The sequence below is a fragment of the Streptomyces sp. NPDC090798 genome, from assembly GCF_044768965.1.
GTDB lineage: Bacteria > Actinomycetota > Actinomycetes > Streptomycetales > Streptomycetaceae > Streptomyces.
Genome location: NZ_JBIVXA010000008.1, coordinates 250861 through 276565 on the forward strand (window position 1 = coordinate 250861; position 25705 = coordinate 276565).

General features: G+C 71.5%; 24 protein-coding genes. 13 read left to right on the plus strand and 11 right to left on the minus strand.

The genetic code is table 11. The features are described 5' to 3' along the window. Window positions 1-185: 185 nt before the first annotated feature. From panB to ACIQTP_RS19800, 3 genes are all read left to right on the plus strand, one after another. Entirely contained in the window at window positions 186-1073 is an 888-nt protein-coding gene (panB, locus tag ACIQTP_RS19790; RefSeq protein ID WP_402037075.1) for a 3-methyl-2-oxobutanoate hydroxymethyltransferase, read from the plus strand. 227 nt (window positions 1074-1300) lie between these two features. Then, the gene (locus ACIQTP_RS19795; protein ID WP_403401356.1) at window positions 1301-2329 is read left to right on the plus strand and encodes an ATP-binding cassette domain-containing protein; all 1029 of its coding nucleotides are present in this window, start codon (window positions 1301-1303) and stop codon (window positions 2327-2329) included. Then, window positions 2326-3150, plus strand: coding sequence for an ABC transporter permease (locus ACIQTP_RS19800; protein WP_168490818.1), 825 nt, complete (start codon window positions 2326-2328; stop codon window positions 3148-3150). The genes ACIQTP_RS19795 and ACIQTP_RS19800 overlap by 4 nt, the downstream gene beginning before the upstream one ends. A gap of 52 nt (window positions 3151-3202) precedes the next feature. Here ACIQTP_RS19800 and ACIQTP_RS19805 read toward each other — a convergent pair whose 3' ends face one another. Then, entirely contained in the window at window positions 3203-6532 is a 3330-nt protein-coding gene (locus ACIQTP_RS19805) for an AfsR/SARP family transcriptional regulator (RefSeq protein WP_403401359.1), read from the minus strand. Window positions 6533-6663: 131 nt separating this feature from the next. Between ACIQTP_RS19805 and ACIQTP_RS19810 the strand changes: the two genes are divergently transcribed. Further along, window positions 6664-7467 (plus strand): site-2 protease family protein, encoded by an 804-nt coding sequence (locus tag ACIQTP_RS19810; protein ID WP_403401361.1) that lies wholly within the window; start codon window positions 6664-6666, stop codon window positions 7465-7467. Here ACIQTP_RS19810 and ACIQTP_RS19815 read toward each other — a convergent pair. The 3 genes from ACIQTP_RS19815 to ACIQTP_RS19825 all read right to left on the minus strand — a co-directional run bounded on the left by ACIQTP_RS19815 (window position 7457) and on the right by ACIQTP_RS19825 (window position 9579). Next, window positions 7457-7636: a hypothetical protein gene (locus ACIQTP_RS19815; protein ID WP_101405507.1), complete on the minus strand. Its 180-nt coding sequence runs from the start codon at window positions 7634-7636 to the stop codon at window positions 7457-7459. The genes ACIQTP_RS19810 and ACIQTP_RS19815 overlap by 11 nt on opposite strands. Before the next feature lie 84 nt (window positions 7637-7720). After that, window positions 7721-8425: an NADPH-dependent F420 reductase gene (gene npdG, locus ACIQTP_RS19820; RefSeq protein WP_403401363.1), complete on the minus strand. Its 705-nt coding sequence runs from the start codon at window positions 8423-8425 to the stop codon at window positions 7721-7723. A 47-nt stretch (window positions 8426-8472) separates the two neighbouring features. Beyond that, complete coding sequence (locus ACIQTP_RS19825) at window positions 8473-9579, minus strand: exo-alpha-sialidase (protein ID WP_403401365.1); 1107 nt, start codon at window positions 9577-9579, stop codon at window positions 8473-8475. Window positions 9580-9659: 80 nt separating this feature from the next. Here ACIQTP_RS19825 and ACIQTP_RS19830 point away from each other — a divergent pair, with 80 nt between their 5' ends. After that, on the plus strand, window positions 9660-10262 hold the full coding sequence (locus ACIQTP_RS19830; RefSeq protein ID WP_067363306.1) for a hypothetical protein: 603 nt from the start codon (window positions 9660-9662) through the stop codon (window positions 10260-10262). Between the two features lie 423 nt (window positions 10263-10685). On the opposite strand, the gene ACIQTP_RS19835 is transcribed toward ACIQTP_RS19830, so the two are convergent. Continuing rightward, entirely contained in the window at window positions 10686-10916 is a 231-nt protein-coding gene (locus ACIQTP_RS19835) for a hypothetical protein (protein WP_403401367.1), read from the minus strand. A gap of 59 nt (window positions 10917-10975) precedes the next feature. Here ACIQTP_RS19835 and map point away from each other — a divergent pair, with 59 nt between their 5' ends. Together map and ACIQTP_RS19845 are read left to right on the plus strand one after the other, a co-directional pair. Further along, on the plus strand, window positions 10976-11833 hold the full coding sequence (gene map / locus ACIQTP_RS19840; protein ID WP_403401369.1) for a type I methionyl aminopeptidase: 858 nt from the start codon (window positions 10976-10978) through the stop codon (window positions 11831-11833). A 201-nt stretch (window positions 11834-12034) separates the two neighbouring features. Continuing rightward, window positions 12035-12685: a heme oxygenase (biliverdin-producing) gene (locus tag ACIQTP_RS19845; protein WP_403401371.1), complete on the plus strand. Its 651-nt coding sequence runs from the start codon at window positions 12035-12037 to the stop codon at window positions 12683-12685. A 150-nt stretch (window positions 12686-12835) separates the two neighbouring features. Here the strand turns inward: ACIQTP_RS19845 and ACIQTP_RS19850 are convergent, their stop codons facing one another. Further along, on the minus strand, window positions 12836-13483 hold the full coding sequence (locus tag ACIQTP_RS19850) for a PhzF family phenazine biosynthesis protein (RefSeq protein WP_060896285.1): 648 nt from the start codon (window positions 13481-13483) through the stop codon (window positions 12836-12838). Between the two features lie 281 nt (window positions 13484-13764). Between ACIQTP_RS19850 and efeO the strand changes: the two genes are divergently transcribed. From efeO to ACIQTP_RS19870, 4 genes are read left to right on the plus strand one after another with little or no spacing between them, the layout of a single operon-like run. Beyond that, the gene (efeO, locus tag ACIQTP_RS19855) at window positions 13765-14913 is read left to right on the plus strand and encodes an iron uptake system protein EfeO (protein ID WP_403401373.1); all 1149 of its coding nucleotides are present in this window, start codon (window positions 13765-13767) and stop codon (window positions 14911-14913) included. Between the two features lie 12 nt (window positions 14914-14925). Next, the gene (efeB, locus tag ACIQTP_RS19860) at window positions 14926-16212 is read left to right on the plus strand and encodes an iron uptake transporter deferrochelatase/peroxidase subunit (protein ID WP_403401375.1); all 1287 of its coding nucleotides are present in this window, start codon (window positions 14926-14928) and stop codon (window positions 16210-16212) included. A 3-nt stretch (window positions 16213-16215) separates the two neighbouring features. Next, window positions 16216-17091: an iron uptake transporter permease EfeU gene (gene efeU, locus ACIQTP_RS19865; protein WP_403401377.1), complete on the plus strand. Its 876-nt coding sequence runs from the start codon at window positions 16216-16218 to the stop codon at window positions 17089-17091. Next, on the plus strand, window positions 17048-18061 hold the full coding sequence (locus ACIQTP_RS19870) for a hypothetical protein (RefSeq protein WP_403401379.1): 1014 nt from the start codon (window positions 17048-17050) through the stop codon (window positions 18059-18061). The genes efeU and ACIQTP_RS19870 overlap by 44 nt, the downstream gene beginning before the upstream one ends. Before the next feature lie 4 nt (window positions 18062-18065). Here ACIQTP_RS19870 and ACIQTP_RS19875 read toward each other — a convergent pair whose 3' ends face one another. Further along, window positions 18066-18806 (minus strand): bifunctional DNA primase/polymerase, encoded by a 741-nt coding sequence (locus ACIQTP_RS19875; RefSeq protein WP_402037044.1) that lies wholly within the window; start codon window positions 18804-18806, stop codon window positions 18066-18068. Between the two features lie 170 nt (window positions 18807-18976). Continuing rightward, window positions 18977-19612, minus strand: coding sequence for a TetR/AcrR family transcriptional regulator (locus ACIQTP_RS19880; protein ID WP_403401381.1), 636 nt, complete (start codon window positions 19610-19612; stop codon window positions 18977-18979). Window positions 19613-19875: 263 nt separating this feature from the next. Between ACIQTP_RS19880 and ddaH the strand changes: the two genes are divergently transcribed. Next, the gene (gene ddaH / locus ACIQTP_RS19885) at window positions 19876-20697 is read left to right on the plus strand and encodes a dimethylargininase (protein WP_402037040.1); all 822 of its coding nucleotides are present in this window, start codon (window positions 19876-19878) and stop codon (window positions 20695-20697) included. A 7-nt stretch (window positions 20698-20704) separates the two neighbouring features. Here the strand turns inward: ddaH and ACIQTP_RS19890 are convergent, their stop codons facing one another. From ACIQTP_RS19890 to ACIQTP_RS19900, 3 genes are all read right to left on the minus strand, one after another. After that, entirely contained in the window at window positions 20705-21703 is a 999-nt protein-coding gene (locus ACIQTP_RS19890) for a small ribosomal subunit Rsm22 family protein (RefSeq protein WP_403401383.1), read from the minus strand. Window positions 21704-22002: 299 nt separating this feature from the next. Next, on the minus strand, window positions 22003-23112 hold the full coding sequence (locus ACIQTP_RS19895) for a serine hydrolase domain-containing protein (protein WP_403401385.1): 1110 nt from the start codon (window positions 23110-23112) through the stop codon (window positions 22003-22005). Window positions 23113-23129: 17 nt separating this feature from the next. Then, on the minus strand, window positions 23130-24524 hold the full coding sequence (locus tag ACIQTP_RS19900) for a multidrug effflux MFS transporter (protein ID WP_403401387.1): 1395 nt from the start codon (window positions 24522-24524) through the stop codon (window positions 23130-23132). Between the two features lie 110 nt (window positions 24525-24634). Between ACIQTP_RS19900 and ACIQTP_RS19905 the strand changes: the two genes are divergently transcribed. Beyond that, window positions 24635-25642 carry a Gfo/Idh/MocA family protein gene (locus tag ACIQTP_RS19905; protein WP_403401389.1) on the plus strand — a complete coding sequence of 336 codons (1008 nt, stop codon included), beginning with the start codon at window positions 24635-24637 and terminating at the stop codon, window positions 25640-25642. Window positions 25643-25705: the final 63 nt, after the last annotated feature.

Genomic DNA, 25705 nt, shown 5'->3' on the forward strand with positions numbered 1-25705 from the left:
TTCCGATACGGGACCGTCTCGTATCGTAAATCCTTTACGGAGACCTTACGAAGAGATGGGCATCCGGCCCATCCGAGACGTACGTCGCTCGACCCGGTCTGGCACCCGGTGGCACGAGGTGCCACCATGTAGGGGGTCCGGGGACGCCGTCAGGGCGCCTCGAGATGACAGAAGGAGCCGTTGCGATGACGCAGCTTTCGGCTGCCCCGAAGCAGTCCGCGCAGGGTGCGCGGGAGACCACCGACAGCAGCAAGGCGCTGTACGGGGGCAAGAGCACCCGCCGCATCACGGTCCGCGACATCACCACAGCCAAGGAGCGCGGCGAGAAGTGGCCGATGCTCACCGCCTACGACGCGATGACCGCGTCCGTCTTCGACGAGGCCGGCATCCCGGTCATGCTCGTCGGCGACTCGGCGGGCAACTGCCACCTGGGGTACGAGACGACCGTCCCCGTCACCCTCGACGAGATGACGATGCTGTCCGCCGCGGTCGTACGCGGCACCAGCCGCGCCCTGATCGTCGGCGACCTGCCCTTCGGGTCGTACCAGGAGGGCCCCGTCCAGGCCCTGCGCTCCGCCACCCGCCTGGTCAAGGAGGCCGGGGTCGGAGCGGTGAAGCTGGAGGGCGGCGAGCGCTCGCACCGCCAGATCGAGCTGCTCGTGGAGTCCGGCATCCCCGTGATGGCGCACATCGGCCTGACCCCGCAGTCCGTGAACTCCATGGGCTACCGCGTCCAGGGCCGTGGCGAGGAGGCCGCCCAGCAGCTGCTGCGCGACGCCAAGGCGGTCCAGGACGCGGGCGCGTTCGCGGTCGTCCTGGAGCTGGTCCCGGCGGAGCTCGCCGCCGAGGTCACGCGCACCCTGCACATCCCGACCGTCGGCATCGGCGCGGGTCCGGACACCGACGCGCAGGTCCTGGTGTGGACCGACATGCTCGGCCTCACCGGCGGCAGGGTGCCCAAGTTCGTGAAGAAGTACGCCGATCTGCGCGAGGTCATGGGCAACGCGGTGCGCGCCTTCGCGGACGACGTCGTCGGCGGAACGTTCCCTCTCGAGGAGCACTCGGTCCACTGAGCCACTGCGGCACCAAGACAGCCCGCCGATTTCCCCCGTCGGCGGGCTGTCGCCCCTTTTTGCGCCTGAACCGGCGCCGCTCTCGCGGACCAAATCGCTCGCCGTGGGGGTTCCTCAATTGATAGTTGCGGTGGTTGTCGGGCAGATATCGGCGCTGTCGGTCGGCCCCTTGCCGCTGTAGGCGAGCTGTAGGTGGTTTGTCGGTGGGCGCTGGCACCTTGATGGGCATGACGCGAATCGACAAGAACCCCGACAGCGGCGCCCGCAGCGCCGTCTCCGTGCGGGGGCTGGTCAAGCACTACGGCGAGACCAAGGCTCTGGACGGCGTGGACCTGGACGTCCGCGAGGGAACCGTCCTCGGGGTGCTGGGTCCCAACGGTGCCGGCAAGACCACCCTCGTCCGTATCCTGTCCACCCTCGTCACCCCCGACGCCGGCCAGGCCACCGTCGCCGGCTACGACGTGCTCACGCAGCCCCGCCAGCTGCGCCGCGTGATAGGCCTGACCGGTCAGTACGCCTCGGTCGACGAGAAGCTCCCCGGCTGGGAGAACCTGTACATGATCGGGCGGCTGCTCGACCTGCCCCGCAAGGACGCCCGCCGGCGCGCCGACGAACTCCTTGAGCGCTTCTCGCTCACCGAGGCGGCCAAGCGCCCGGCATCGACGTACTCCGGCGGTATGCGCCGTCGTCTCGACCTCGCCGCCTCCATGATCGGCCACCCGTCCGTCCTCTATCTGGACGAGCCGACCACCGGGCTCGACCCGCGCACCCGCAACGAGGTGTGGAAGGAGGTCAAGCGGATGGTCGCGGACGGCGCCACCGTGCTGCTCACCACCCAGTACATGGAGGAGGCCGAGCAGCTGGCCTCCGAGCTGACGGTCATCGACCGCGGCAAGGTCATCGCCAGCGGCCGGATCGACGAGCTGAAGGCCCGGGTCGGCGGACGTACGCTGCGCATCCGCCCGGTGGACCCGCTGGAGCTGCGCCCGCTGGCCTCCCTCTTCGACGAGCTGGGCCTCACCGGTCTCGCCGCCTCGGTCGTGGACGCCGAGACCGGCACCGTGCTGGTCCCGATCCTCAGCGACGAACAGCTCACCGCCGTGGTCGGCGCGGTCACCGCGCGCGGCATCACGATCGGCTCCATCTCCACCGAACTGCCCAGCCTGGACGAGGTGTTCCTGTCCCTCACCGGCCACAAGGCCAGTGCCCCGCAGGACGAGACCCCCGCCCGTGTCTACGAGGAGGTCTCCGCATGAGTACCGCCGTCGCCGAAGCCCCCCTCGCCGCGAAGGGCGACCCCCGTATCTCGCCCCGCGCGCACGCGCGCCACATCGGCGCCCTGGTCCGCCGCAACCTGCTGTGGATCCGCCAGGACCCGGAGTCGATGTTCGACGCCGTCCTGATGCCGGTCGTCTTCACCCTGCTGTTCGTGTACGTCTTCGGCGGCTCCATCGGACAGTCGCTCGGCGGCGGCCAGGACAGGTACGTGCAGTACGTGGTGCCCGGTCTGATGGCCATGACGGCGATGAACATCGCCACAGCCGTCGGCACCGGCTTCAACGAGGACTTCCAGAAGGGGGTGATGGACCGCTTCCGCACCCTGCCGATCGGACAGGGCTCCGTGCTCTTCGCCAAGATCGTGGTGGAGCTGATGCGGATGCTCGTCGCGACGACGATCCTCATGATCGTTGGCGTGCTGGTCGGCTTCGACATCACGAACTGGCCGGGTCTGTTCGCCTCCGTGGGGCTCTCCGTCCTCTTCGGCTCGTCCCTGATGTGGATCTTCCTGGTCCTCGGGGTGACGATGAAGAACGCGCAGTCCGTGCAGGCGATGGGCTTCCTGGTGCTGATGCCCCTGCAGTTCGGCTCATCCATCTTCTCGCCGACCCGGACCATGCCCGGCTGGCTGCAGAACTTCACCGACTACAACCCGCTGTCCGCGCTCGCGGACACCACGCGCGGCCTGATGGTGGGCGGCCCGGTCACGCACAGCCTGTGGGTGACCCTCGCCTGGACGGCAGGGCTCACCCTGGTCATGGCGCCGATCGCGATCCACAAGTTCCGCACCAAGAGCTGACGTTCGCGCACAGGACCACGCAAACCCCGGTCCGCGTCACCCCCGGTCCGCGTCACACGAGGGCGGCGGCCTCCTCCAGGGAGAGCCCGCCGCCCTCGGCGTACGCGGCCTCGTACGTCGCGTCGTCCAGCACGGCCCGTACGTCGGCCTCCGCCTGCGCGCGCACCTGGTCCTCCATCGGGCCCACGAAGTGGCCGGGCGGCAGCATATGGTCGGCGGCCCCGAGCAGCACGGCCGCGTCGCGGACGCGGCGGCCGCCGTCCAGGCCGGTGAGGGCGATGGCGGCGGTGGTCAGATGTGCGGAGGGCATGTGCGGGGCGATGATCTGCGACAACGGGTCGCCCGCCCGCGCCAGCGCCTGCCGCACCTTCTCCAGGGCGGACTCGTGCAGCCCCTCGAGCGCGTCCAGCCAGGCCTCGACGCCCACCACGAAGCCGTCGAAGACCACGAAGGTGACCGCTTCGAAGTTCTCGCGCAGTATCCGCATGTGTTCACGTGCCTCGGCGACCCGGCCGCTGCGGGCCAGCCACATCGCCAGGAACAGCCGGGAGGCGGGCATGGCCTCGTTGTAGGCGCCGTCGCCGCGCTCCAGGACCTCCCGCAGCAACCGCTCGCCGCGTTCGGTGTCGCCGGACTCGATGAGCACACCGCCGAGCCGGGTGCTCAGGACGGCCGTCTGGGCGTGCGCGCCGAGCCCTTCGGCGTGGGTCATGGCCTCCGTGTAGTCCGCGGCGGCGAGCGTGAACTCGCCCTGGCGCTCGTGGGCCTCACCGCGTGCGGAGAGCGCCTCGGCGGCGCCCCAGGCGTCCCCGAGCCGGGTGAAGAGTTCCAGTGCCTCGTCGGCGTCCCGGGTCGCGTCGCCCGCCCAGGTGGCCCGGTTGGCGAGGATGTTGGCACGCATCTGGAGGGCGACGGCGAGTTCCCACTCGTAGCCGAGTTCGCGGCAGGTCTGGACGGTCGCGTCGATGACGGAGCGCATCCGCTCGATGGCGCCGGTCAGGATCACGGCGTAGAACCAGAGGTTGCCGGGGCTGCGGCAGGTCTGCGGCTGGCCCGGGCGGTAGGTCTCGCTGATGACGTGCAGTTTCCGCTTGGCCTGCGGGGAGTCCCAGGCCGTCATGTCCATGTCCATGCAGGAGAGATGGACGAGGTGGACACCGCGGCGGGCCTCTTCGAGGACCTCGGGGCGCATCGGCGGCGGGGTGTCGGTGGGGCCCTCCAGCAGCGGGGCGGCCGGCCGCGCGGGCTCGGCGAAGGGGTCCGGGCCGAGGGCCATGACCTCGCGGGACCAGTGGCGGGCCATCTGCCGCAGATCGCGCATCTGCCAGTACCAGGCCAGGGAGAGGACCAGGCAGAGCGCCTCCTGCTCGTCGCGGGCGGCGACGGCGTGCTGGAGGGCGGCGCGGATGTTCTCCGACTCGGTCTCCAGCCGTGCGATGGCGGCACGCTGGCCCGGGCCGCGCAGCCGGGGGTCGGTGGTGCGGGCCAGTTCGCGGTAGTGCGTGAGGTGGGCGCGCTCGGCGGCGGGGCGCTGCCCCGACTCGTCGAGCCGCTCGCCCGCGTACTCGCCGACGGTCTCCAGGAGCCGGTAGCGCATCTCGCCGTCCCCCGAAGGGGCGGCCACGACGAGGGACTTGTCGACGAGCGAGCCGAGCGCTTCCAGGGCGGCCGGTCCGCAGACGGCCTCGGCGGCGGCGAGTTCGCAGCCGCCGGCGAAGACGGACAGCCGCCGCAGCACGTCCCGCTCGTCCTCGTCGAGGAGGTCCCAGGACCAGTCGACGACGGCGCGCAGGGTCTGCTGGCGCGGCAGGACGGTACGGCTGCCGGAGGTCAGCAGCCGGAACCGGTCGTCGAGCCGGTCGGCGATCTGACGCGGGGTGAGCATCCGCAGCCGGGCGGCGGCGAGTTCGATGGCGAGCGGCAGGCCGTCGAGGCGGCGACAGATCTCGGCGGTGGCCGCGGGGTCGTCCTCGACCCGGAAACCCGGGCGGGCGGCGGCCCCCCGGTCGGCGAGCAGCCGCAGCGCGAACGGCTCCGGCAGCGGCTCGACGGGGCGCAGCAACTCCCCCGGTACGCCGAGGGGTTCGCGACTGGTGGCCAGCACCGTCAGCCCCGGACACCGCTCGAGCAGCTCCTCGACGAGACGCGCGGCGGCGTCCACGACGTGCTCGCAGTTGTCGAGGACGATCAGCATGCGGCGCTTGGCGCAGTGCTCGGCGAGCCGATGGAGGTCGTCGTGCCGGTCGGCGGCGGCCCGCATCTCCTCCGCGCCGGCGCCGCGCAGCACGGTCTCGCGGGCTCCGACGGCGGTGAGCACGGCCTCGGGCACGGCCGTCGGGTCGTCGACCGGCGCGAGTTCGGCCAGCCACACCCCGTCCGGCGCGGTGTCCGCCATGGTCTCCGCCGCCTCCTGGGACAGCCTTGTCTTCCCGGCCCCACCGGGCCCGAGCAGGGTCACGAGGCGCGCCGCCGCCAGATCCCCCCGGATCGTGTCGATGTCCGCGGCCCGCCCGACGAAGGAGGTGAGCCGGGCGCGGAGGTTGCCGGGGGGCGGGGGTGCGGAGCGGCCACGCCCGGCCGGTGCGGGCCGGCTCTCGGTCCGCCTCTCGGCGCCGGGTCGCGGCCCCTGGGCGTACGCCCCGCCGTCACCGTCGGCCGGACTGAGCAACTCCCCGTGCAGGGCGCGCAGTTCGGGGCCGGGGTCGGAGCCGAGGCGGTCGGCCAGCAGCTCCCGTACGGACTCGTAGGCGGCGAGGGCCTCCGCGGAACGGCCGGCGTCACGCAGGGCGCGCAGACGCAGGACGTGCAGGGGCTCGTCCAGGGGGTGGAGATCGCACAGGGCGGTGAGCTCGGGCAGGGACTGTTCGGCGTGGCCGAGGGCGAGGGCCGCCGTGAACCGGGCGCGCCGTACGTCGAGACGCCGGGTCTCCCAGCGGGCCGACTCGGCGGCGCGGTCCGGAAGGTCCGCGAGGGCCGGGCCGCGCCACAGGGCGAGGGCGTCGTCGAGGGCCTCGGCCGCCTTCGTGGGGTCGCCGTCGGCGAGCGCGCGTACGCCCTCCCCCGCGAGCCGCTCGAAACGGTGCAGGTCGATGTCGTCGGCGCCCGCGGCCAGCCGGTAGCCGCCGTCCCCCGAGTCCACCGCCTGCGGCCCGAGCGCCTTGCGCAGCCGTCCCACCAGGGCCTGGAGCGCGCCCGGTGCGTCGGCGGGCGGATCGCCGTCCCACACCTCGTCCACCAGAACGGCCGCTGGCACGGTCCGTCCGGGCCGCAGCGCCAGCACGGTCAAAAGGGCGCGCAGCCGCGCCCCGCCGAGCACGACGGGCGTGCCGTCGGGGCGGAGTGCCTGGGTGGTGCCAAGGATGCGGTAGCGCACGGGGTCCATTGTCTCCGGTGACGTCACTGTCTCGGGCCCCCACCCTCTCCGGAACCAATGACCGATCGCGAGACGTTTTCCCCGTGAGCCCGGTACGGTCGGGCAGGCCCAGCACCATGCGTACCAGTCCGAGGAGCCCCATGACCACCGCCGCTTCCCGTCGCAGCAGCGACCGGAGGATCAGCCCCGTCTTCGTCGGGATCGTGGCCGTGATGGCGGTGACCGGGTGGGCGACGTGGACCGGGTTCGCCGAGGAGCCCGGTGTGGCCGTGTTCCTCTTCGTGACGGCCGCCTGGATCGTCTCCCTGTGCCTGCACGAGTACGCGCACGCGCGCACCGCCCTGCACAGCGGCGACATCTCGATCGGCGCGAAGGGCTATCTGACGCTCAACCCGCTGAAGTACACGCATGCGCTGCTGAGCATCGTGCTGCCGGTGATCTTCGTGATCATGGGCGGGATCGGCCTGCCGGGCGGGGCGGTCTTCATCGAGCGAAACAGAATCCAGGGCCGCTGGAAGCACAGTCTGATCTCGGCGGCGGGTCCGCTGACGAACGTGATGTTCGCCGTCGTGTGCACCGCGCCGTTCTGGCTGCACGCCCTGGACGGCGTCCCGGACACCTTCCGCTACGCGCTGGCGTTCCTCGCGCTGCTCCAGGTCACGGCCGCGATCCTGAACTTCCTGCCGGTCCCGGGCCTGGACGGCTACGGCGTGATCGAGCCCTGGCTGTCGTACAACATCCGCCGCCAGGTGGAGCCGTTCGCGCCGTTCGGCCTGCTCGCCGTGTTCGCGGTGCTGTGGATCCCCTCGGTGAACACGGCGTTCTTCGACGCGATCTACTCGATCCTGGGCGCCCTGGGCATCGACGACGTCGAGCGTTACTGCGGTCAGAACCTGTACCGCTTCTGGGACGGCGTCAACGAGTACTGCACGGTCAGCCGCTGACCGAGGACCCGCTCCGGCCGCGCCGCGCGTAGTACCAGGTCATGTTGGACGACAGTCCGGCCAGCAGCACCCACACGATCCCCAGCCAGCTGCCCTGGACGAAGGAGACGACGGCCGCGGCGACGGACAGGACGCAGACGGTGAGGGCATAGAGCGCGAGGCGGGGCATGGGGGGTCTGCTCCTGTCGGGACGGTTCGGACGAGGTCGTACGGCGTCCAGTGTCCCTCATGTCCCCCCACGCCCGTACGCCCGCTATACGTCCGTCACCCGGAGGCCGGCGTGGGCCTTGTAGCGGCGGTTCACGGAGATCAGGTTCGCGACCAGCGCCTCGACCTGGTGGGCGTTGCGCAGCCGGCCGGCGAAGACACCGCGCATGCCGGGGATGCGGCCGGCCAGCGCCTGCACGATCTCGACGTCCGCGCGCTCCTCGCCGAGGACCATCACGTCGGTGTCGATCTCGTCGACCTCCGGGTCCTGGAGGAGGACGGCCGACAGGTGGTGGAAGGCGGCCGCGACCCGGGAGTCCGGCAGCAGGACGGCGGCCTGCTCGGCGGCGCTGCCCTCCTCCGGCTTCAGGGCGTAGGCGCCCTTCTTGTCGAAGCCGAGCGGGTTGACGCAGTCGACGACGAGCTTGCCGGCCAGCTCCTCGCGCAGCGATTCCAGAGTCTTGCCGTGCCCCTCCCACGGTACGGCGACGATCACGATGTCGCTGCGCCGCGCGCACTCGGCGTTGTCGGCGCCCTCGACACCGTGGCCCAGCTCCTCGGCGGCGGTCTGCGCGCGTTCCGCCGCACGCGAACCGATGATCACCTTCTGCCCGGCCCTGGCGAGCCGGTACGCCAGGCCCTTGCCCTGGGGGCCGGTGCCGCCGAGCACGCCGACGACGAGCCCGGACACGTCGGGAAGGTCCCAGGGGTCCTTCGCGGGAGCCTTCTGTGCACTGTCAGTAGAGGTCATGGCCCGACTTTACGTGGCGCGGTTCCCGCCCCGGGGGCTTCGGGGGCTCAGGTGAGGGCCGTCACGGAAATACGACGGAAGGTGATCGTCTCGTACGGCCCGAAGTCGCCCGTCTCGTAGAGGAGCCCCACGGTCGTCGCGTCGACGCGGACGAGGTCGGAGTACGCGGCGGGCAGCCCGTCGACCGTGTGCGCGGGACGCCAGGTGGTGCCGGCGTCGGCGGAGGCGCGGACGGTCATCAGGGCGCGGGCGGCGGGGTCGGCGGGCCCCGAGTACAGCAGCAGGTCCGGGTCGCGGAGCTGGAGCAGGCTGCCCTGGACTACGGGTGTGGCCAGGCCCGCCTGTGGCCGGAAGGGTTTGACCAGGGTCCTGCCGCCGTCCGTGGAGTACGCGTCGGCACGGTTGCCGGGGGACGGGGAGTCGTTACGGGTGTTGAAGTAGAGGCGCCCGTCGGGGAGTTCGGCGGCCGTCGTCTCGTTGACGTTGACGTATCCATTGGTGTTCTCGTCGATGTACCCGAGGGACCAGGTCTCGCCGCGGTCGTCGCTGAGCAGGCAGTGGCCGCTGTTGTACTTCGCCTCGGTGCCGGTGTCCGTGCCGGTGGGCGGCAGGGTGTGGTTGCCGGGGACGACGACCCGGCCGGTGCCGAGCTGGACGGCGTGGCCGGGCGTGGTCGCGTACCACCGCCAGTCCGCCTTCTTCACCTGCCCGGTGATCTCCTTCGGAGCGGACCAGGTGACGCCCTCGTCGTCGCTGTGCTGCACCCAGACGCGGCGCCCGTCGGCGGGCCTCACCCTGCCGCGCAGGATGGCGTCCTCGGTCGCGCCGGCGGCGGCGCGGACGTGCACGAGCAGGATCCGGCCGGTGTCGAGGACGACGGGGGCGGGGTTGCCGGCGAGGTTGTTCCCGTTCCGGGCGACGGCCTGGAGCGGGCCCCAGGTACGGCCGCCGTCCGTCGACCGCTTCAGGACGATGTCGATGTGGCCGTGGTCGGCGGCGGAGTCGGCCCGGCCCTCGCAGAAGGCGAGCAGGACGGGTGTACGGGTTGTGACGACGGCGGGGATGCGGAAGCTCGCGTAGCCTTCGCGGCCCGCGTGGAAGGGGGTGCTGGTGACCGCGGTTGTTGCCGTGGTGGTTCCGGTTGTTTCCGTCATGCGCCGGGATCTGCCCCACTTGGGCGAATTCATGGTGAACTCCGCCTGATCAGTTGTCGATTGCGGCAGGATGCGTGCGCATGGATGCCGTACGGGTCGCGTTGCTGCGCGAAGTCCTCGCCGGAACCGAGTGGTTGGGGGCCACGCGGCGGTTCGCGGAGGGCCTGCGAGGGTCCGTGGTGTCGTACGGGGGCGGGCTGCTCCTCGTGGGCACGGCGGAGTACGAGCCGTGGCACCTGGCCGCACATCTGGTGGACGAGGCGGCCTGGTCGGGGACGCCGGAGCTGTCGCCGACGCTGGTGCGGCACGGGGCGCGGGCCTCGGACCCGGCCCATCTCGCCGTGGGCCTCGGCCGTATCGAGGCGGCGCGGCGCGGCGAGACGCTGCTCGTGGTGTCGCCCGCCGCCCCCGGGGCGCCGCTCCTGGAGCGGGTCCACGACGCGCGACGGGCCGGGGCGACCGTGCTCGCGCTCGACGCCGGTGACCGGGAGCTGGGGGCGATGGCACACGAGTCGCTGACCGTGCCGCCGGATCAGGAACTCGACCTCGACACCGTGCAGCACCTCGTCAGCGCGGCGGCCGGGGAGAACTCCCTGCCCTCACCGCGGGGGCGGCGCCGGTTCCGTGACCGGCTCTCCCGCCTCGCGGACCAGCTGACGGCTCCACCGGCGGCTCGGTGGTAGGGCGTCGTGACCGACGACGCCCCCGTATCCCCCGGCGCGTTGCCCGCGCACATGCACCGGCACGGGGAGGGTGGCGTTCGCTGGTGAGCGCGTGACGGTCAATCGGGTGGTGCGGGTCGCCCGCGGGGACCGGCGCCGTCGGCGCCCACGGGCCACCATGACGCAACGCCCTCACGCCGCCCCGGTACCCCGGCGGCTGAGCCATTGGAGCCTGAGCGTCCGGGGCCTCGGCGCCCCGCCCGGTGCCCGGCCTCCCACTGCCTCAGCGCCTGCTGCTCCAACCCCTGGGTGCCCCGGGCGGCTCGGCGCCTGGGGCACCCGCGCCTCGGCGCCCGGCGGCCGGCCCCGACTGGTCCGATCTCAGCGCCCGGCGACCGGCGACCGGCGCGCCCAGCGCCTCGGTGGCCGGTGTTTCGGGTTTCGTCAGTCGTCTTCCGGGGTCGGGCCCGTCGCGTCGTGCCATTTGGGGTCCGTTTCCCACTCGAGGTTGCGCTGCTGGGCGGTCTCCATCGCGTGTTCGGCCTCCTCACGGGTGGCGTACGGGCCGAAGCGGTCCTTCGCGGGGCAATCGGGGCCCTCCTCCACCTTCTGGTGGACGAGGCAGTAGTACCACTCGCCCGGCTTCCCTACGGTCCGCTTCTTGAAGAGGGCCATGACCTGCTCCTTTCGCCACGGACATAGTGCCCCCATGCCCGCTGGTTAGACTCGCTGGCATGTCTGGCCAGTCGCTGCTCGTACCAGGAGAGCTCTCTCCCACCCGTCCCGTTCCGGGAAACATCAGGCGCCCCGAGTACGTGGGCAAGCCCGCCCCCACGCCGTACACCGGTCCGGAGGTACAGACCCCCGAGACCATCGAGGCGATGCGGATCGCCGGGCGGATCGCCGCCCAGGCGATGGCCGAGGCGGCGAAGCTCATCGCGCCGGGCGTGACGACGGACGAGCTGGACCGGGTCGCGCACGCGTACATGTGCGACCACGGCGCCTATCCGTCCACCCTCGGTTACCGCGGTTTCCCCAAGTCCCTGTGCACCTCGGTCAACGAGGTCATCTGCCACGGCATCCCCGACTCCACGGTGCTGCGGGACGGCGACATCGTCAACCTCGACGTGACGGCGTACATCGGTGGCGTCCACGGCGACAACAACGCGACGTACCTGGTCGGGGACGTGGACGACGAGTCGAGGCTCCTCGTCGAGCGGACCCGCGAGTCCCTCGACCGCGCGATCAAGGCGGTCAAGCCGGGCCGCCAGATCAACGTCATCGGCCGCGTGATCGAGTCGTACGCCAAGCGGTTCGGATACGGGGTCGTGCGGGACTTCACGGGGCACGGGATCAACTCCTCGTTCCACTCAGGACTGATCATCCCGCACTACGACAGCCCGCACGCGACGACCGTCATCCAGCCCGGGATGACCTTCACGATCGAGCCGATGCTCACGCTCGGTACGCACGACTACGACATGTGGGACGACGGGTGGACCGTCGTGACGAAGGACCGCAGGCGGACGGCGCAGTTCGAGCACACGCTGGTCGTCACCGAGAGCGGTACGGACATCCTCACGCTGCCCTAGCCGCGCGCCTGTGGCTCACAGCCCATGGCCCGTAGGTAGCGCCAAGGCCCGCCCTGATCACAGGGCGGGCTTTTTTGTCGCCCGGCGGGGTACGTTTTTACCGACAGGATGTCGGGAACCTTTCGAGAAACCGTTTACTTAGGTAAGCCTAACCATAAAAGATTCTGAGTGGTTCTCGCCCCCTTCGGCACCGGAGGTCCCATGAATACGGCGTTCTCGACGCTGATCCGCACCGCGTCGCACGAGCAGCACATGGAGGCGGAGACCTCGACGTTCATGAGCGACCTGCTCGGCGGCAGGCTCGGTGTCGAGGCGTACGGGCGCTACACCGAGCAGCTGTGGTTCGTGTACGAGGCGCTGGAGACGGACGCCGGGCGGTTGGCGTCCGATCCGGTCGCCGGGCCGTTCATCCGGCCGGAGTTGCTGCGTCGCGGTGCGCTGGAGCGTGACCTCACGCATCTGCGGGGTGCGGACTGGCGGGCGACGCTCACCGCGCTGCCCGCCACCGAGGCGTACGCGGCGCGGGTCGCCGAGTGTGCGCGTGAGTGGCCCGGCGGGTACGTCGCCCACCACTACACCCGCTACCTCGGCGACCTCTCCGGCGGTCAGATCATCCGGGGGAAGGCGGAACAGACCTGGGGCTTCGCGCGCAAGGGTGACGGCGTCCGCTTCTACGTCTTCGAGGACATCGGAAATCCGGCCGCGTTCAAGCGGGGTTACCGTGAGTTGTTGGACGGGGTGCGGGCGGACGAACTGGAGCGGCAGCGGATCGTCGCCGAGTGCAGGCGGGCGTTCGCGCTCAACACGGCGGTCTTCCAGGCCCTGGGCGAGGAGTTCCCCCTCACGGCCTGACCCGGCGACTCCGCCCCCAGACCCCACTCATCGGCCTGAACGGCCTCGCCCTCAAACGCCGGACGGGCCGAAAATGTGAACCGGCGCCGACAAGAGCGCCCCGTCAGGGGCGCGGGGAGCAGCGCGGGCCGCCCCCACCGGCTCGCAGGCTCAGGTTCGGAGCAGCCGTACACGGCCCCCCACCTCCACCCACCCACCCGGCTGCGGCGCGGTGAGGATCTGGGAGCCGGCGCCCTGGACGATGTTCAGGGCGCGGCCCAGCCGGTCGGTCAGCAGCAGCGCCGCCGCCCCCGTCGCCTCGTCCTCCACGATCCCGTCGTCCCGCCCGGGAAAGCCCCGGGCCCGCACGCGCCCGGCCAACTCGTCCTCCCAGGCCCAGGCGTACACCCACTCCCCCGGCTCCGGCACGGCCAGCGCGTCGACCTCGTCGGCGGACCCGTACTGCCGCAACGTACGCCCCGGCGCCCACTCCGCCCGCGCCTCGATCCAGCTGAACTCCCCGTCCAGCCGCACCCCCACGACCCCGGCGGGCGTGACCAGTTCGGGGATGTCGAGCAGCCATCCCACCCCGACACAGGGATGCCCGGCGAACGGCAGCCGCAGGGTCGGCGTGTAGATGTCGACGACCCCGCGCTCGGGATCGTCGACGAACACGGTCTCGCTGAACCCGAGCTTCGCGGCGAACGCCTGCCGCTCCTCCGGATCCGGCATCACCGAACCCTCGCGCACCACACCGAGCTCGTTGCCGTGTTCACCACCAGGCCCACAGAAGACACGCAGCACGTCGAAATCAGTCACCCGCGCATTCAAACACCACCCGCGCCCCCGGACGGGTGCCGTCCCGGTGAGTCCCGAAGGGGCGCCGTGACCGCCGAACCAGGCGCTTGACTCGCGCTTGACCTTCCCATGGGGTCCAGTTTGAGCCACCGTGATCAGGTCGTTGTCTGTGGGTCAACCGTGAGAGCTGAATCACCGCAGGGGTGGGTAAGAGTGAGGTAAGCCTCAGGTAAGTTAGGCAAGCCTCACCATGCCAGCGGGGACCTTCCGTCTGGTTTGTCCGTCGTTCTCTTGGAGCCTGAATGCGAGCCGTCCGCCTCTCAGTTGTCACCGCCGCCGCGACCGCGGCCGCTCTGACCGCCGTCACGGGCTGCACCGAGAAGAGCGACGCCGGGGCCGGCGACGCGATTCAGGTGACCGCCGCCGACTCCAAGTGCGACACCTCCTCCAAGTCCGTCCCGGCCGGCCAGGTCACCCTGGAGATCGAGAACAAGGGCTCGAAGGCCACCGAGGTCGAGATCCTCTTCCCGGACGACCGGATCGTCTCCGAGAAGGAGAACATCGGCCCGGGCACCAAGTACACGCTGACCGCCGAGGTCAAGGCCGGTTCGTACGAGATAGCCTGCCGCCCCGGCATGAAGGGCCTCGGCGTCCGCCAGAAGCTCGCCGTGACCGGTGGCACGGTCGCCAAGCGCGACCCGCGCCTCGACAAGGCCGTCGCCGCCTACCGCGAGTACGCGCAGGAGCAGGCCGACGCGACGATCCCGAAGGTGCAGACGTTCGCCGACGCCATCAAGGCCGGCGACATCGAAGCCGCCAAGCAGGCCTACGCCCCCTCCCGCTTCGGCTGGGAGAGCACCGAGCCGATCGCCGAGTCCTTCGGGGACATCGACCCCAAGACCGACACCCGCGTCAACGACCTGGAGAAGGGCCAGAAGTGGACCGGCTGGCACGCCCTGGAGAAGGCCCTCTGGCAGGACAAGAAGATCGGCACCGAGCAGAAGACCCTCGCCGATGAGCTGGTCACCGACCTGAAGGACTGGCAGAAGCGGGTCGGCAAGGCCGAGATCACCCCGACCTCCATGGCCAACGGCGCCAAGGAACTGCTCGACGAGGTCGCCACCGGCAAGGTCACCGGCGAGGAGGACCGCTACTCGCACACCGACCTCAGCGACTTCAAGGGCAACGTCGAGGGCGCGCAGAAGTCGTACGAGCTGCTCAAGCCGGTCGCACAGCAGAACGACAAGGCGCTGGCCACGGAGCTCGACAAGCAGTTCTCGGCGCTGAACACGCTGCTCGACAAGTACCGCACGGACGATCCGCAGGAGAAGGCGCAGAACGGCTTCGTGTCGTACGACAAGGTCACCAAGGACCAGCGCAAGGAGCTCTCGGACGCGGTCAACGCGCTCGCCGAGCCCCTGTCCAAGCTCGCCGCGGCAGTTGTGAAGTAGGCGGGACGCATCATGACGACGGACACCACGGACACCACGGAAGCCACCGACGGGCCCACGCCCTCCCGGCGTTCGCTGATCGGCTGGGGCGGTGCCGGGCTCGCGCTCGGGGCCGCCGCGGCCGGCGGCGCGGTGGCGATGACCCGAACCGGCAACGACGTGGACCCGGCGGGTGCCGAGACCGGCGCCGCGGTCGCCTTCCATGGCGCGCACCAGGCGGGCATCGCGACGCCCGTGCAGGACCGGCTGCACTTCGCCTCGTTCGACGTGAAGACGGACGACCGCGCCGAGTTCGTCCAGATGCTGAAGGACTGGACGGCCGCCGCGCGCCGGATGACCGAGGGGCACGCGGTCGGCGAGGGCGCGTACGGCGGACTGGCCGAGGCGCCGCCGGACGACACCGGCGAGGCCCTGGGCCTCAAGCCGTCCCGGCTGACGCTGACCATCGGCTTCGGGCCCTCGCTGTTCGAGAAGTACGGCGAGAAGTTCGGGCTGACGGGGCAGCGGCCGGAGGCTCTCGTCGACCTGCCGGCCTTCCCCGGTGACAACCTGGAGAAGGCGCGCAGCGACGGCGACCTGTGCGTCCAGGCCTGCGCGGACGACCCGCAGGTCGCGGTGCACGCGATCCGCAACCTGGCCCGGATCGGCTTCGGCAAGGTCGCCATCCGCTGGTCGCAGCTCGGCTTCGGCAAGACCTCCTCGACGACCCCCGACGCCCAGACCCCCCGCAACCTCATGGGGTTCAAGGACGGCACCCGCAACATCGCGGGCACCGAGCCGGACCGGCTGAAGAAGTTCGTGTGGGTGGGCGAGAGCGAGGGTCCGGCCTGGATGACCGGTGGCTCGTACCTCGTGGCGCGTCGCATCCGGATGAACATCGAGACCTGGGACCGGACCTCGCTGCAGGAGCAGGAGGACGTCTTCGGCCGGGACAAGGGCGAGGGCGCGCCGGTCGGCAAGGCCAAGGAGCGCGACGAGCCGTTCCTGAAGGCGATGAAGCCCGACGCGCACGTCCGGCTCGCGCATCCCGACTCCAACGACGGGATCACCCTGCTGCGCCGCGGCTACTCCTTCACGGACGGCACGGACGGCCTCGGCCGGCTGGAGGCAGGACTGTTCTTCCTCGCCTACCAGCGTGACGTGCGCAAGGGGTTCATCCCGGTGCAGCGCAGCCTCGCGCGCTCCGACGCGCTCAACGAGTACATCCAGCACGTGAGTTCGGCGGTCTTCGCCGTCCCGCCCGGCGTCCGTGACAAGGACGACTGGTGGGGGCGCGCGCTGTTCTCCAAGGAGGCCTAGCCTGTGTTCGGCAACTATCTGATCGGCCTGCGCGAGGGGCTGGAAGCCAGTCTCGTCGTCTGCATCCTCATCGCCTACCTGGTGAAGACCGACCGCAAGGACGCCCTGAAGCCCATCTGGATGGGCATCGGCGTCGCGATCGCGCTCGCGCTCGGCTTCGGCTGCGCGCTCGAGTTCGGCTCCCAGGAGCTGACGTTCGAGGCGCAGGAGGCGCTCGGCGGTTCGCTGTCGATCCTCGCGGTCTGCCTGGTGACGTGGATGGTCTTCTGGATGCGGCGCACCGCCCGGCATCTGAAGTCCGAACTGCACGGCAAGCTGGACGCGGCGCTGGCGATGGGCACGGGCGCGCTGGTCGCGACCGCGTTCCTGGCCGTCGGCCGGGAGGGTCTGGAGACGGCGCTGTTCGTGTGGGCGTCGGTGCACGCGGCGAGCGACGGCACCCCGCGCCCGCTGATCGGTGTCGCCCTGGGCCTGGCCACCGCGGTCCTCCTCGGCTGGCTCTTCTACCGGGGCGCCCTGAAGATCAACCTCGCGAAGTTCTTCACCTGGACCGGCGGCATGCTGGTCGTGGTCGCGGCGGGTGTGCTCGCGTACGGCGTCCACGACCTGCAGGAGGCCGACTGGATCCCGGGGCTGCGCAACCTCGCCTTCGACATCAGTGGCACGATCCCGCCGGACAGCTGGTACGGCACGCTCCTCAAGGGCGTGTTGAACTTCCAGCCCGACCCGACGGTCCTTCAGGTCACGGTGTGGGCGCTGTACCTGGTCCCGACACTCGCGATCTTCCTCGCCCCGGTAGGGTTCGCCTCCGGGAAGGGGAAGGTGAAGGCACCTGATGAGCAGGGATCGCGCGGGTCGCAGCCCACGAAGGCTTCGTAGTCTCAACCGGTTCGCCCTGGCAACGGGGGCGGTGACCGTTCTGTCCTTGACGGCGAGCGGCTGCGTGGTGGTGCACGGGGAGCGGGAGGTCGTACCGACGGCGACCCGGACCGAAGCCGCCCGTGCGCTCAGGGACTTCACCGCCGCCTACAACCAGGCGGACAAGGCGAACGACAGCTCCCTGGACGCGGACCGGGTCACCGGCGCCCTCGGCGCCATCGACGGCGCGAAGCTGACGGCCGGGCAGAAGAACAATCCGGGCGGCAACCCGACCTATTCGCCGCTGTCGCTGAGCGACGCGAAGTTCTCGATACCGGCGAAGGCGGGCTGGCCGCGCTGGTTCGTGGCCGACGCCGCGGCCAACAAGGGCGTGGCGGGCTACCGTTGGCTGCTCGTCTTCACCCGGGGCAGCGCGAGCGACGTGTGGCAGGCCTCGTATCTGACCGTCCTCGCCGCCACCGACGTACCGAACTTCCAGCAGGACAAGGACGGTTGGGCGCGGCCTGTCACCGGGGACGACACGGCTCTCGCCGTCGAGCCGGACAAGCTGGCCCGGTCGTACACCACGTATCTGAAGAGCGGCGGCGACACCTTCGCGCCGGGCCTCCACACCTCGCAGTGGCGGACCCAGCGCGCCAAGAACGCCACCAAGCCCGGTCTCGCCCGGCAGTACATCGACGAGCCGCTGGCCTCCGGCGACTACGCCCCGGTGGGGCTGCGCACCACGGACGGCGGCGCGCTGGTCTTCTTCACCACCCGCCGCTACGAGAAGCAGACCGCCGCGCAGGGCACCGAGATCCCGGCCCCCAGCGCGGACGTCAAGGCGCTGACCATCGGTGACATCAAGCAGTCCCTGACCCTGGAGTTCGTCTCCAACCAGGCGGTCCTTGACCCCGGGAAGAGCGCGCGCAAGCAACAGGTGGCGGTGCTGGGGCGGATCGAGGGGCTGACGGCGGCGAAGGGCGGATAGCCGGCTAGTTGCGGTGGGGCCAGGCTGCCAGCTGGTCGTCCGACTCGTTCTCGCCCGCGTAACGGGCGCAGGCGTCCGTCAGGGCCTCGAGCAGGCTCAGGGGGTCGGGGAGGGGGTGTTCCGGGCCGCGTACCCAGTCGACCGTCAGGCCACCGGGGAGCTGGGCCGGCGGCACGAGGACGTAGGAGCCGCGACAGTGCCAGCGCAGACCGGGGTGCTCTTCTGTCGTCTCGGGGTGCGAGTCCAGCTCGCACGGCCACCACTCGTCCTCGTCCTCGGGCGTACCGCGGGTGAGCGTGAAGAAGAACATGCGGCCGTCGCCGCTCTGTGCGACGGGCCCCACCTCCACACCGGAGGCGAGCAGCCGCTCCAGCGCCTCGCGGCCCGCGTCGACGGGCACGTCGAGGACGTCGTGCACCATGCCGGTCGCGGTGATGAAGTTGGCCTGCGGCTGATGCCGGACCCACCGCTCGATCTGGGCGCGGTCGGTCGTGGACTGGGTCTGCCAGGCGAAGGAGACGGGGTGGCGCGCGGGGGTGGGACAGCCGACGCGGTCACAGGAACATCGGTAGCCGGAGGGGTACGCGGCCTGCGCGAGCGGCAGCCCCGCGGCGGCAGCGGCGACCAGCAGGGCCTCGCGCCCGCCGTCGGCAGCGATCTCCGTCGCACCCTTCGGTCGGCGACCACGCAGCCACTGGGAGATCCTGCCCTGCGCGCCGGAGCGGCGGCCGAACTCTGCGCTCATCAATCCCCTCGCCAAGCAGTTGTGCCGACAGCGGTCGTGTCGCGGCGTCCACGTCCATCACGTTCACGTCGATCGATCGTGCCGACGAAACGCCTTCGACAACCTCTATGGTCCCACCCTCCTGCGCCCCGGATGGACAGAGCCCCCCATCCGGGGCGCTTTGGCATGATTCATCCCCGTGGAGCGAGGCCGTACAGCGCGTAGTCGACGAGGGTGTCCGTATACGCGTACGAGATGGGGCCGGTGTGCTGGAGCCAGCGCTGCGCGAGCGGGGAGACGAAGAGTTCCAGGGCGATGCGGGGGTCGATGTCGGGCCGCAGGTCGCCCTTGTCCTGGGCGGACCGCAGCCGCTTCACGTAGAGCTGGAGCTGGGGTTCGAGGAGCCCCGCCACGAACTCGGCGCCGAGCGGTTCGTTGACGACGCCTTCGGCGGTCAGGGCGCGGGCGGGGATCGCGAACCTGGGGTCCAGCAGTTCGTCGACGGTGGCGCGCAGTACCTGCTTGAGGTCGGCCGCCAGGTCGCCGGTGTCGGGGATGCCGTACGACTCCTGGCCCGCCTCGCGAGCGGTCCGCTCACCGAGGTCGGTGAAGGCGTCCAGGAGCACCGCGGCCTTCGACGGCCACCACCGGTAGATCGTCTGCTTGCCGACGCCCGCGCGGGCGGCGATGCCCTCGATCGTGGTCTTGGGGTAGCCGACCTCGCCGACGAGGGCGAGGGCGGCGTCGAAGATCGCACGACGGGACTTCTCGCTGCGGCGGGTGGAGTCGGGGGCGGGTTTGGCGGAGGGGCGGGGCGTGTCGGCCATGGGGCGAATCTAACAGGATGGCAAGACGGGGCGTCTCGTGACGGAGGCCCACACCCGCCGGCCCGTCCGGCGTTTGAGGACGAGGCCGTTCAGGCCGATGCGGGGGGCTGGGGGCGGCAGTCCCCAGGGATGGGACGGGTAGGGGCGGCGGGGGCGAGAACCGTCGTGGCCCTGCGAAGTCCACCCGTTCGCCAGGCTGCCGACGTGCCCCGCGGACCGCACCATGGGCATCACCTGCCCCTGCGGTACGTGAGGAGCCCTCCTTGCAGCCTCCCCGCCGCGCCACACCCCGGCGCTATCTGATGTGCCCACCCGCACACTTCGACGTCACCTACGCCATCAACCCGTGGATGAACCCCGCCAAGCCGGTCGACGTGCCGCTGGCCGTCGCCCAGTGGGAGGACCTGCGCAGCCGTTACCTCGCGCTCGGCCACACGGTCGAGGAGCTCACCCCGCGCCCCGGCCTGCCGGACATGGTCTTCGCCGCGAACGGGGCGACGGTCGTCGACGGCCGGGTGCTGGGCGCCCGGTTCGCGCACCGCGAGCGCGAACCGGAGGCGGCGGCCCACCTGGAGTGGTTCCGCGCGCACGGCTTCCCGCACGTCCACGAGCCGGTGCACGTCAACGAGGGCGAGGGCGACTTCGCGGTCACCGCCTCCTACGTACTCGCCGGCCGTGGCTTTCGCGCGAGCCCCCTCTCGCACGGCGAGGCCCAGGAGTTCCTCGCGCGACCGGTGATCGGGCTCGACCTGGTCGACCCCCGCTACTACCACCTCGACACCGCCCTCGCCGTCCTCGACGACACCACGGACGACGTCATGTACTACCCGCCCGCCTTCTCCCCCGGCAGCCGGGAGGTGCTGCGACGGCTGTTCCCCGACGCGCTGATCGCCGGTGCCGAGGATGCCGCCGCGTTCGGCCTCAACGCGGTCTCGGACGGCCTGCACGTGCTGCTGCCGCAGGCCGCGACGGGTCTCCTCGGTCCGTTGCGGGAACGTGGCTTCGAGCCCGTCGGCATCGATCTGAGCGAGCTTCTCAAGGGCGGCGGCAGCGTGAAGTGCTGCACACAGGAGCTGCGGGGCTGAGCCCCGGCTACTGGTTCTCCGCGGGCGGCGGTGGCCAGGCGTCGCCCCAGTCCGCGTCACGGGCCGCCCGGTACAGCGGCCCGTGACGCTTGGTCACCGTCTCGCGGTGCAGGGCCTCGTCGGGGCCGCACAGGTCCAGGAGTACCTGGCCCTTGCGGATCTGCGGCTTGCGTACGACGCGGGAGGGGGCCGGGGTCGGCGGGAAGCGGGTGGCGGCGACGTAGCTGAACTTCTCGTCCTCGTAGGGCAGGGAGCCGCCCTTGACCTGACGGTGCAGGGAGGAGCGCACGACCCGGGCGGAGAAGTGGCACCAGTCCTCGCCGGGAACGATCGGGCAGGCCGCGCTGTGCGGGCAGGGGGCGGCGACGTGGAACCCGGCGGCGATCAGACGGTCCCGCGCCTCGATGACGCGTGTGTAGCCGTCGGGCGTACCGGGCTCGATGATCACGACGGCCTGGGCGGCGGTCGCGGCGGCGGTCACGACGGAGGCGCGGTCGGCGTCGGTGAGCTCGCCGAGGACGTAGGAGACGGTGACGAGATCAGTGCTCTCGATGGTGAGCGCCGATCCGATACGAGAGCGGTGCCATTCGGCGGACTTCAGCTCCGGGTTCGCCGCGGCGATCTCGCGGCCGAGCGCGAGGGCGGGCTCGGCCCAGTCGAGCACGGTCACGGGGCGGGCGCCCTCCCAGGTCGCGTTCACCGCCCAGGTCGCGGCGCCCGTGCCGCCGCCGACGTCCACGTGGCTCGTCGGCGTCCACTGCGGGGCCGCGTCCGCGAACGCTTCCAGCGCGGATCGCACCGCCTCGAATGTCGCCGGCATGCGGTAGGCGGCGTACGCGACCACGTCCGAGCGGTCGCGGAGGACCGGGGTGTGGGTGGGGGTCGTTCCCCGGTAGTTCGCGATCAGCCGGTCGACCGCCTGTGTGGCCGCCTTCGGCGGGAGGCCGTCGAGGAGTCCGGCGAGGGCGGTACGCAGGGTCTCGGCGGGGTGTACGGGGACGTTCACCCGCCGATTCTACGGTCGCCGCCCCGGGCCCCTCGCCCCCGCCGCCCCTACCCGTCCCATCCCCACCTGGGGGCCCCGCCCCCAGACCCCCGACCGGCCTGAACGGCCTCGTCCTCAAACGCCGGACGGGCTGGAGATGCGGGCCGGGGTGGGTGGGGTGCGGCCCCCGGCCTCGCCCTGGAACGCCGGACGACCCAGGGCTTTTAGGGGCGCGGGGAGCTGCGCGACCAGCCCCCACCGGCCCGCAGCCGAACGACTGCCGACCAGCCACCACGCACCCGCAGTGAAAAAACCCCGGCTCACGCTCCCCGTACCGCCCGCGCGAGCCGCGTCGCCGCCTCCGCCCGGGGCGCGCTGTCCGGCGCGCGCCGGCGGGGATGCACCGTGTTCGCGAGGAGCACCAGGAACGTGTCCGTCGCGGGGTCCAGTACAAGGGACGTACCGGTGAAACCGGTGTGCCCCGCGGCGCCGCGCCCGGCCAGCGCACCCATGAACCAGGGCTGGTCGACGGCGAAGCCGAGGCCCGGCGGGGTGAGCATCAGCTCGACGAAGTCGGGGCCGAGGATGCGGGCGGGACCGTAGGACCCGCCCGCGAGGAGGGTCCGGCAGAAGACCGCGAGGTCATGGGCCGTGGAGAAGAGGCCCGCGTGCCCGGCCACCCCACCGAGCGCCCACGCGTTCTCGTCGTGCACGACCCCCCGCAGCATCCCCCGGTCCACCTTGCCCCACGGCCGCCGCTGGTCCTCGGTCGCCGCCGCCCCCGCGCACGGCCCGAAGGACGTGGCGGTCATCCCGAGCGGCCGGGTGATCCCGTCGCGGACGAGGACGTCGAGCGTGCGGCCGGTGATCCGTTCCAGGACGTGTTGCAGGAGGAGCAGGTTCAGGTCGGAGTACACGTACTCGCCCGGCCGGGACGAAGGGGCCTCGGCCCGCAGCAGGGCGAGACGCGCGGCGTCGTCCGGGCAGTCGTACAGCGGGAGTTCGGGGCGCAGCCCGGAGGTGTGCATGAGCAGCTGTCGTACGGTGATGTCGTGGGCCGAGGCCGCGCGGAACTCCGGCAGATACGCCCCCACCCGCGCGTCGATCCCCAGCGTGCCCCGCTCCAGCTGCTGCACCGCGGCGACCGCCGTGAACAGCTTGGTGAGGGAGGCAAGGTCGAAGGGGGTGTGGACGGTCATCGGCCGCCGGTCCCCGGGCGGCAGTTCGACACCGGTGTCGGTCTTCTCGTCGTACGAGGAGTAGCGCACGGCCCAGCCCGCCGCCTCCTCGACGGCGATGACCGGGCCGCGGCCTGCGACCAGCACGAGGCCCGCGGCCCAGGGGCGCGGACCTCGGGTGAGGGTGCGGACGTCCCGTACGAGGTGGCGCAGTTCCGTCGGGTCGAGTCCGGCCCGTTCCGGTGTGTCCACGCGCAGTCTCGGTGCGCTCAGCTGCCCGCCGCCTTTCCGTCCACGGTGTGTCCCGTCTGCCAGGGACGGCACAGTCCCACGAAGAAGCCGATGGCCACCAGTACCGCCGCCAGTTGGACGACGGCCATCGGGACCGCGGTGTGCTCCCCGGCGATGCCGACGAGCGGGGAGGCGATCGCGCCGATGAGGAAGGAGGAGGTGCCGAGCAGCGCGGACGCGGAACCGGCCGCGTGCCGTACCCGCATCAGGGCCAGCGCCTGGGTGTTGGGCATGGCGAGGCCCATGGCGGACATGAGCACGAAGAGGGCCGCGGCCACCGGGACGAGGCCCGCCTCGCCGAAGACGCCCGTGGAGAGCAGCAGCAGCGCCGTCGCGGCGAGGGCGATGAGGGCGAGGCCGACGGCGAGGACCTTGTCGAGGCTGACCCGGCCGACGAGGATCTTGCCGTTGATCTGGCCGACGATCACCAGGCCGACGGAGTTGATCCCGAAGAGCAGGCTGAAGGTCTGCGGGGACGCGCCGTAGATCTCCTGGATCACGAAGGGAGAGGCGCTGATGTACGCGAACAGTGCCGCGAAGGCGAAGCCGCCCGCCAGGGTGTAGCCGGTGAAGACGCGGTCGGCGAGCAGTCCGCGCATGGCGCGCAGTGCCTCACCGACGCCGCCGCCGTGGCGCTGTGCGGGCTCGAGGGTCTCGGGGAGCCTCGTCCAGACGAGCGCGGTGAGTGCGACGCCGACCGCCGTGAGGAGGACGAACACGCCCCGCCAGTCGGTGGTGCGCAGGATCTGGCCGCCGATGAGGGGCGCGACGACGGGGGCGACGCCGGAGATCAACATGAGGGTGGAGAAGAAGCGGGCCATCGCCATGCCGTCGTACAGGTCGCGTACGACGGCTCGCGCGATCACGATGCCGGCCGCACCCGCGAGGCCCTGGGCCAGGCGGAAGGCGACGAGGAGTTCGACGTTCGGGGCGAGGGCGCACAGGGCGGTGGCGAGGACGTAGACGACGAGGCCGACGAGGAGCGGGCGTCTGCGGCCCCATCTGTCGCTCATCGGTCCGACGACGAGCTGGCCGAGCGCCATCCCGGCGAGGCAGGCGGTCAGCGTGAGCTGGACGGTGGCGGCGGGGGCGTGCAGTGCGCGGGTGACCTCCGGCAGGGCCGGGAGGTACATGTCCATCGACAGCGGGGGCGTGGCGGTGAGTCCGCCGAGGATCAGGGTGACGAGGAGTCCGGTACGGCGGAGGGCCCCGGCATCCGGCGCTTCCCGCGCCGCCGGTGCGGCGACGGCCGGTGCGGCGACGGCCGGTGCGTCGGCCACTGGCGGTGCGTCGGCCACCGCCGTGTTCGGTATGTGCCCCTCCGGGGCCTGTGGGCCCTTCGGGTCCCGCCGGGTGTGCCCGCGCTCGGGCATGAGCCCCTCCCTCTTCGAGTAATCCGCCACCTATGCTCTCAGTTCGAACGGAGTGTTCGGGGTCACAGAACTTCAGGTGACAGAGCGAGTGGCAGAGCGAAGGGCCGGTAATGACGGGCGTGGGCGAGCGGGTGCGGTGGGGGATTCTGGCGACCGGCGGGATCGCGGCGGCCTTCACGGCGGATCTGGTGGACATGCCGGACGCCGAGGTCGTGGCCGTGGCCTCGCGGACGGACGCCTCCGCGAAGGCGTTCGCCGAGCGGTTCGGGATTCCGAGGGCGTACGGGGACTGGGCCTCGCTCGCGGCGGACGAGGACGTCGACGTCGTGTACGTCGCCACTCCGCACTCGGCGCACCGGGCCGCCGCCGGGATGTGTCTGGAGGCGGGGCGCCATGTGCTGTGCGAGAAGGCGTTCACGCTGAACGTGCGCGAGGCGGAGGAACTGGTCGCGCTCGCCAAGGAGCACGACCGCTTCCTGATGGAGGCCATGTGGATGTACTGCAATCCACTGGTCCGACGTCTCAAGGACCTCGTCGACGACGGTGTGATCGGTGAAGTCCGCACGATTCAGGCCGACTTCGGGATCAATGGCCCGTTCCCGCCGTCGCACCGGCTGCGGGACCCCGCGCAGGGCGGCGGCGCGCTGCTCGATCTCGGCGTCTATCCGGTGTCGTTCGCGCAGTTGCTGCTCGGCGAGCCCTCGGGCATCACCGCGAGAGCGGTGCTCTCCGACGAGGGCGTCGATCTCCAGACCGGAGCACTGCTCACCTGGGAGAGCGGCGCTCTCGCTTCGGTGCACTGCTCCGTCAACGGTGGCACCCCCGTCTCCGCCTCCGTCACCGGCTCCCAGGGCCGCATCGACATCCCGGGCGGTTTCTTCTTCCCGGACCGACTCGTGCTGCACCGCGACGGCCGCGATCCCGAGGAGTTCACGGCCGACCCGGCGCACGGCCCGCGCACCAGCCTCAAGCACGAGGCCGCCGAGGTGATGCGCGCCCTGCGGGCCGGCGCGAAGGAGTCCCGCCTCGTCCCCCTGGACGGCAGCCTCGCCGTGATGCGCACACTCGACGCGATCCGCACCCAGATCGGCGTCCGCTACCCCGGAGAGACCGACTAGAACGGTCCGACCAGGACGCCGACACCGCAAGCAGGGGCCCGTCCGCCGGCCCGGCCAGGACGT

Bases quoted from the DNA above. Each gene is read 5' to 3' on its own strand.
- ACIQTP_RS19835 (WP_403401367.1), bottom strand. From the start codon at position 10,916: ATGGCCCTCTTCAAGAAGCGGACCGTAGGGAAGCCGGGCGAGTGGTAC.
- efeO (WP_403401373.1), top strand. From the start codon at position 13,765: ATGCGAGCCGTCCGCCTCTCAGTTGTCACCGCCGCCGCGACCGCGGCC.
- ACIQTP_RS19845 (WP_403401371.1), top strand. From the start codon at position 12,035: ATGAATACGGCGTTCTCGACGCTGATCCGCACCGCGTCGCACGAGCAG.
- ACIQTP_RS19815 (WP_101405507.1), bottom strand. From the start codon at position 7,636: ATGCCCCGCCTCGCGCTCTATGCCCTCACCGTCTGCGTCCTGTCCGTC.
- panB (WP_402037075.1), top strand. From the start codon at position 186: ATGACGCAGCTTTCGGCTGCCCCGAAGCAGTCCGCGCAGGGTGCGCGG.
- map (WP_403401369.1), top strand. From the start codon at position 10,976: ATGTCTGGCCAGTCGCTGCTCGTACCAGGAGAGCTCTCTCCCACCCGT.
- ACIQTP_RS19825 (WP_403401365.1), bottom strand. From the start codon at position 9,579: ATGACGGAAACAACCGGAACCACCACGGCAACAACCGCGGTCACCAGC.
- ACIQTP_RS19805 (WP_403401359.1), bottom strand. From the start codon at position 6,532: ATGGACCCCGTGCGCTACCGCATCCTTGGCACCACCCAGGCACTCCGC.
- ACIQTP_RS19795 (WP_403401356.1), top strand. From the start codon at position 1,301: ATGACGCGAATCGACAAGAACCCCGACAGCGGCGCCCGCAGCGCCGTC.
- ACIQTP_RS19830 (WP_067363306.1), top strand. From the start codon at position 9,660: ATGGATGCCGTACGGGTCGCGTTGCTGCGCGAAGTCCTCGCCGGAACC.
- ACIQTP_RS19870 (WP_403401379.1), top strand. From the start codon at position 17,048: ATGAGCAGGGATCGCGCGGGTCGCAGCCCACGAAGGCTTCGTAGTCTC.
- ACIQTP_RS19900 (WP_403401387.1), bottom strand. From the start codon at position 24,524: ATGCCCGAGCGCGGGCACACCCGGCGGGACCCGAAGGGCCCACAGGCC.
- ACIQTP_RS19880 (WP_403401381.1), bottom strand. From the start codon at position 19,612: ATGGCCGACACGCCCCGCCCCTCCGCCAAACCCGCCCCCGACTCCACC.
- npdG (WP_403401363.1), bottom strand. From the start codon at position 8,425: ATGACCTCTACTGACAGTGCACAGAAGGCTCCCGCGAAGGACCCCTGG.
- efeB (WP_403401375.1), top strand. From the start codon at position 14,926: ATGACGACGGACACCACGGACACCACGGAAGCCACCGACGGGCCCACG.
- ACIQTP_RS19875 (WP_402037044.1), bottom strand. From the start codon at position 18,806: ATGAGCGCAGAGTTCGGCCGCCGCTCCGGCGCGCAGGGCAGGATCTCC.
- ACIQTP_RS19810 (WP_403401361.1), top strand. From the start codon at position 6,664: ATGACCACCGCCGCTTCCCGTCGCAGCAGCGACCGGAGGATCAGCCCC.
- ACIQTP_RS19800 (WP_168490818.1), top strand. From the start codon at position 2,326: ATGAGTACCGCCGTCGCCGAAGCCCCCCTCGCCGCGAAGGGCGACCCC.
- ACIQTP_RS19905 (WP_403401389.1), top strand. From the start codon at position 24,635: ATGACGGGCGTGGGCGAGCGGGTGCGGTGGGGGATTCTGGCGACCGGC.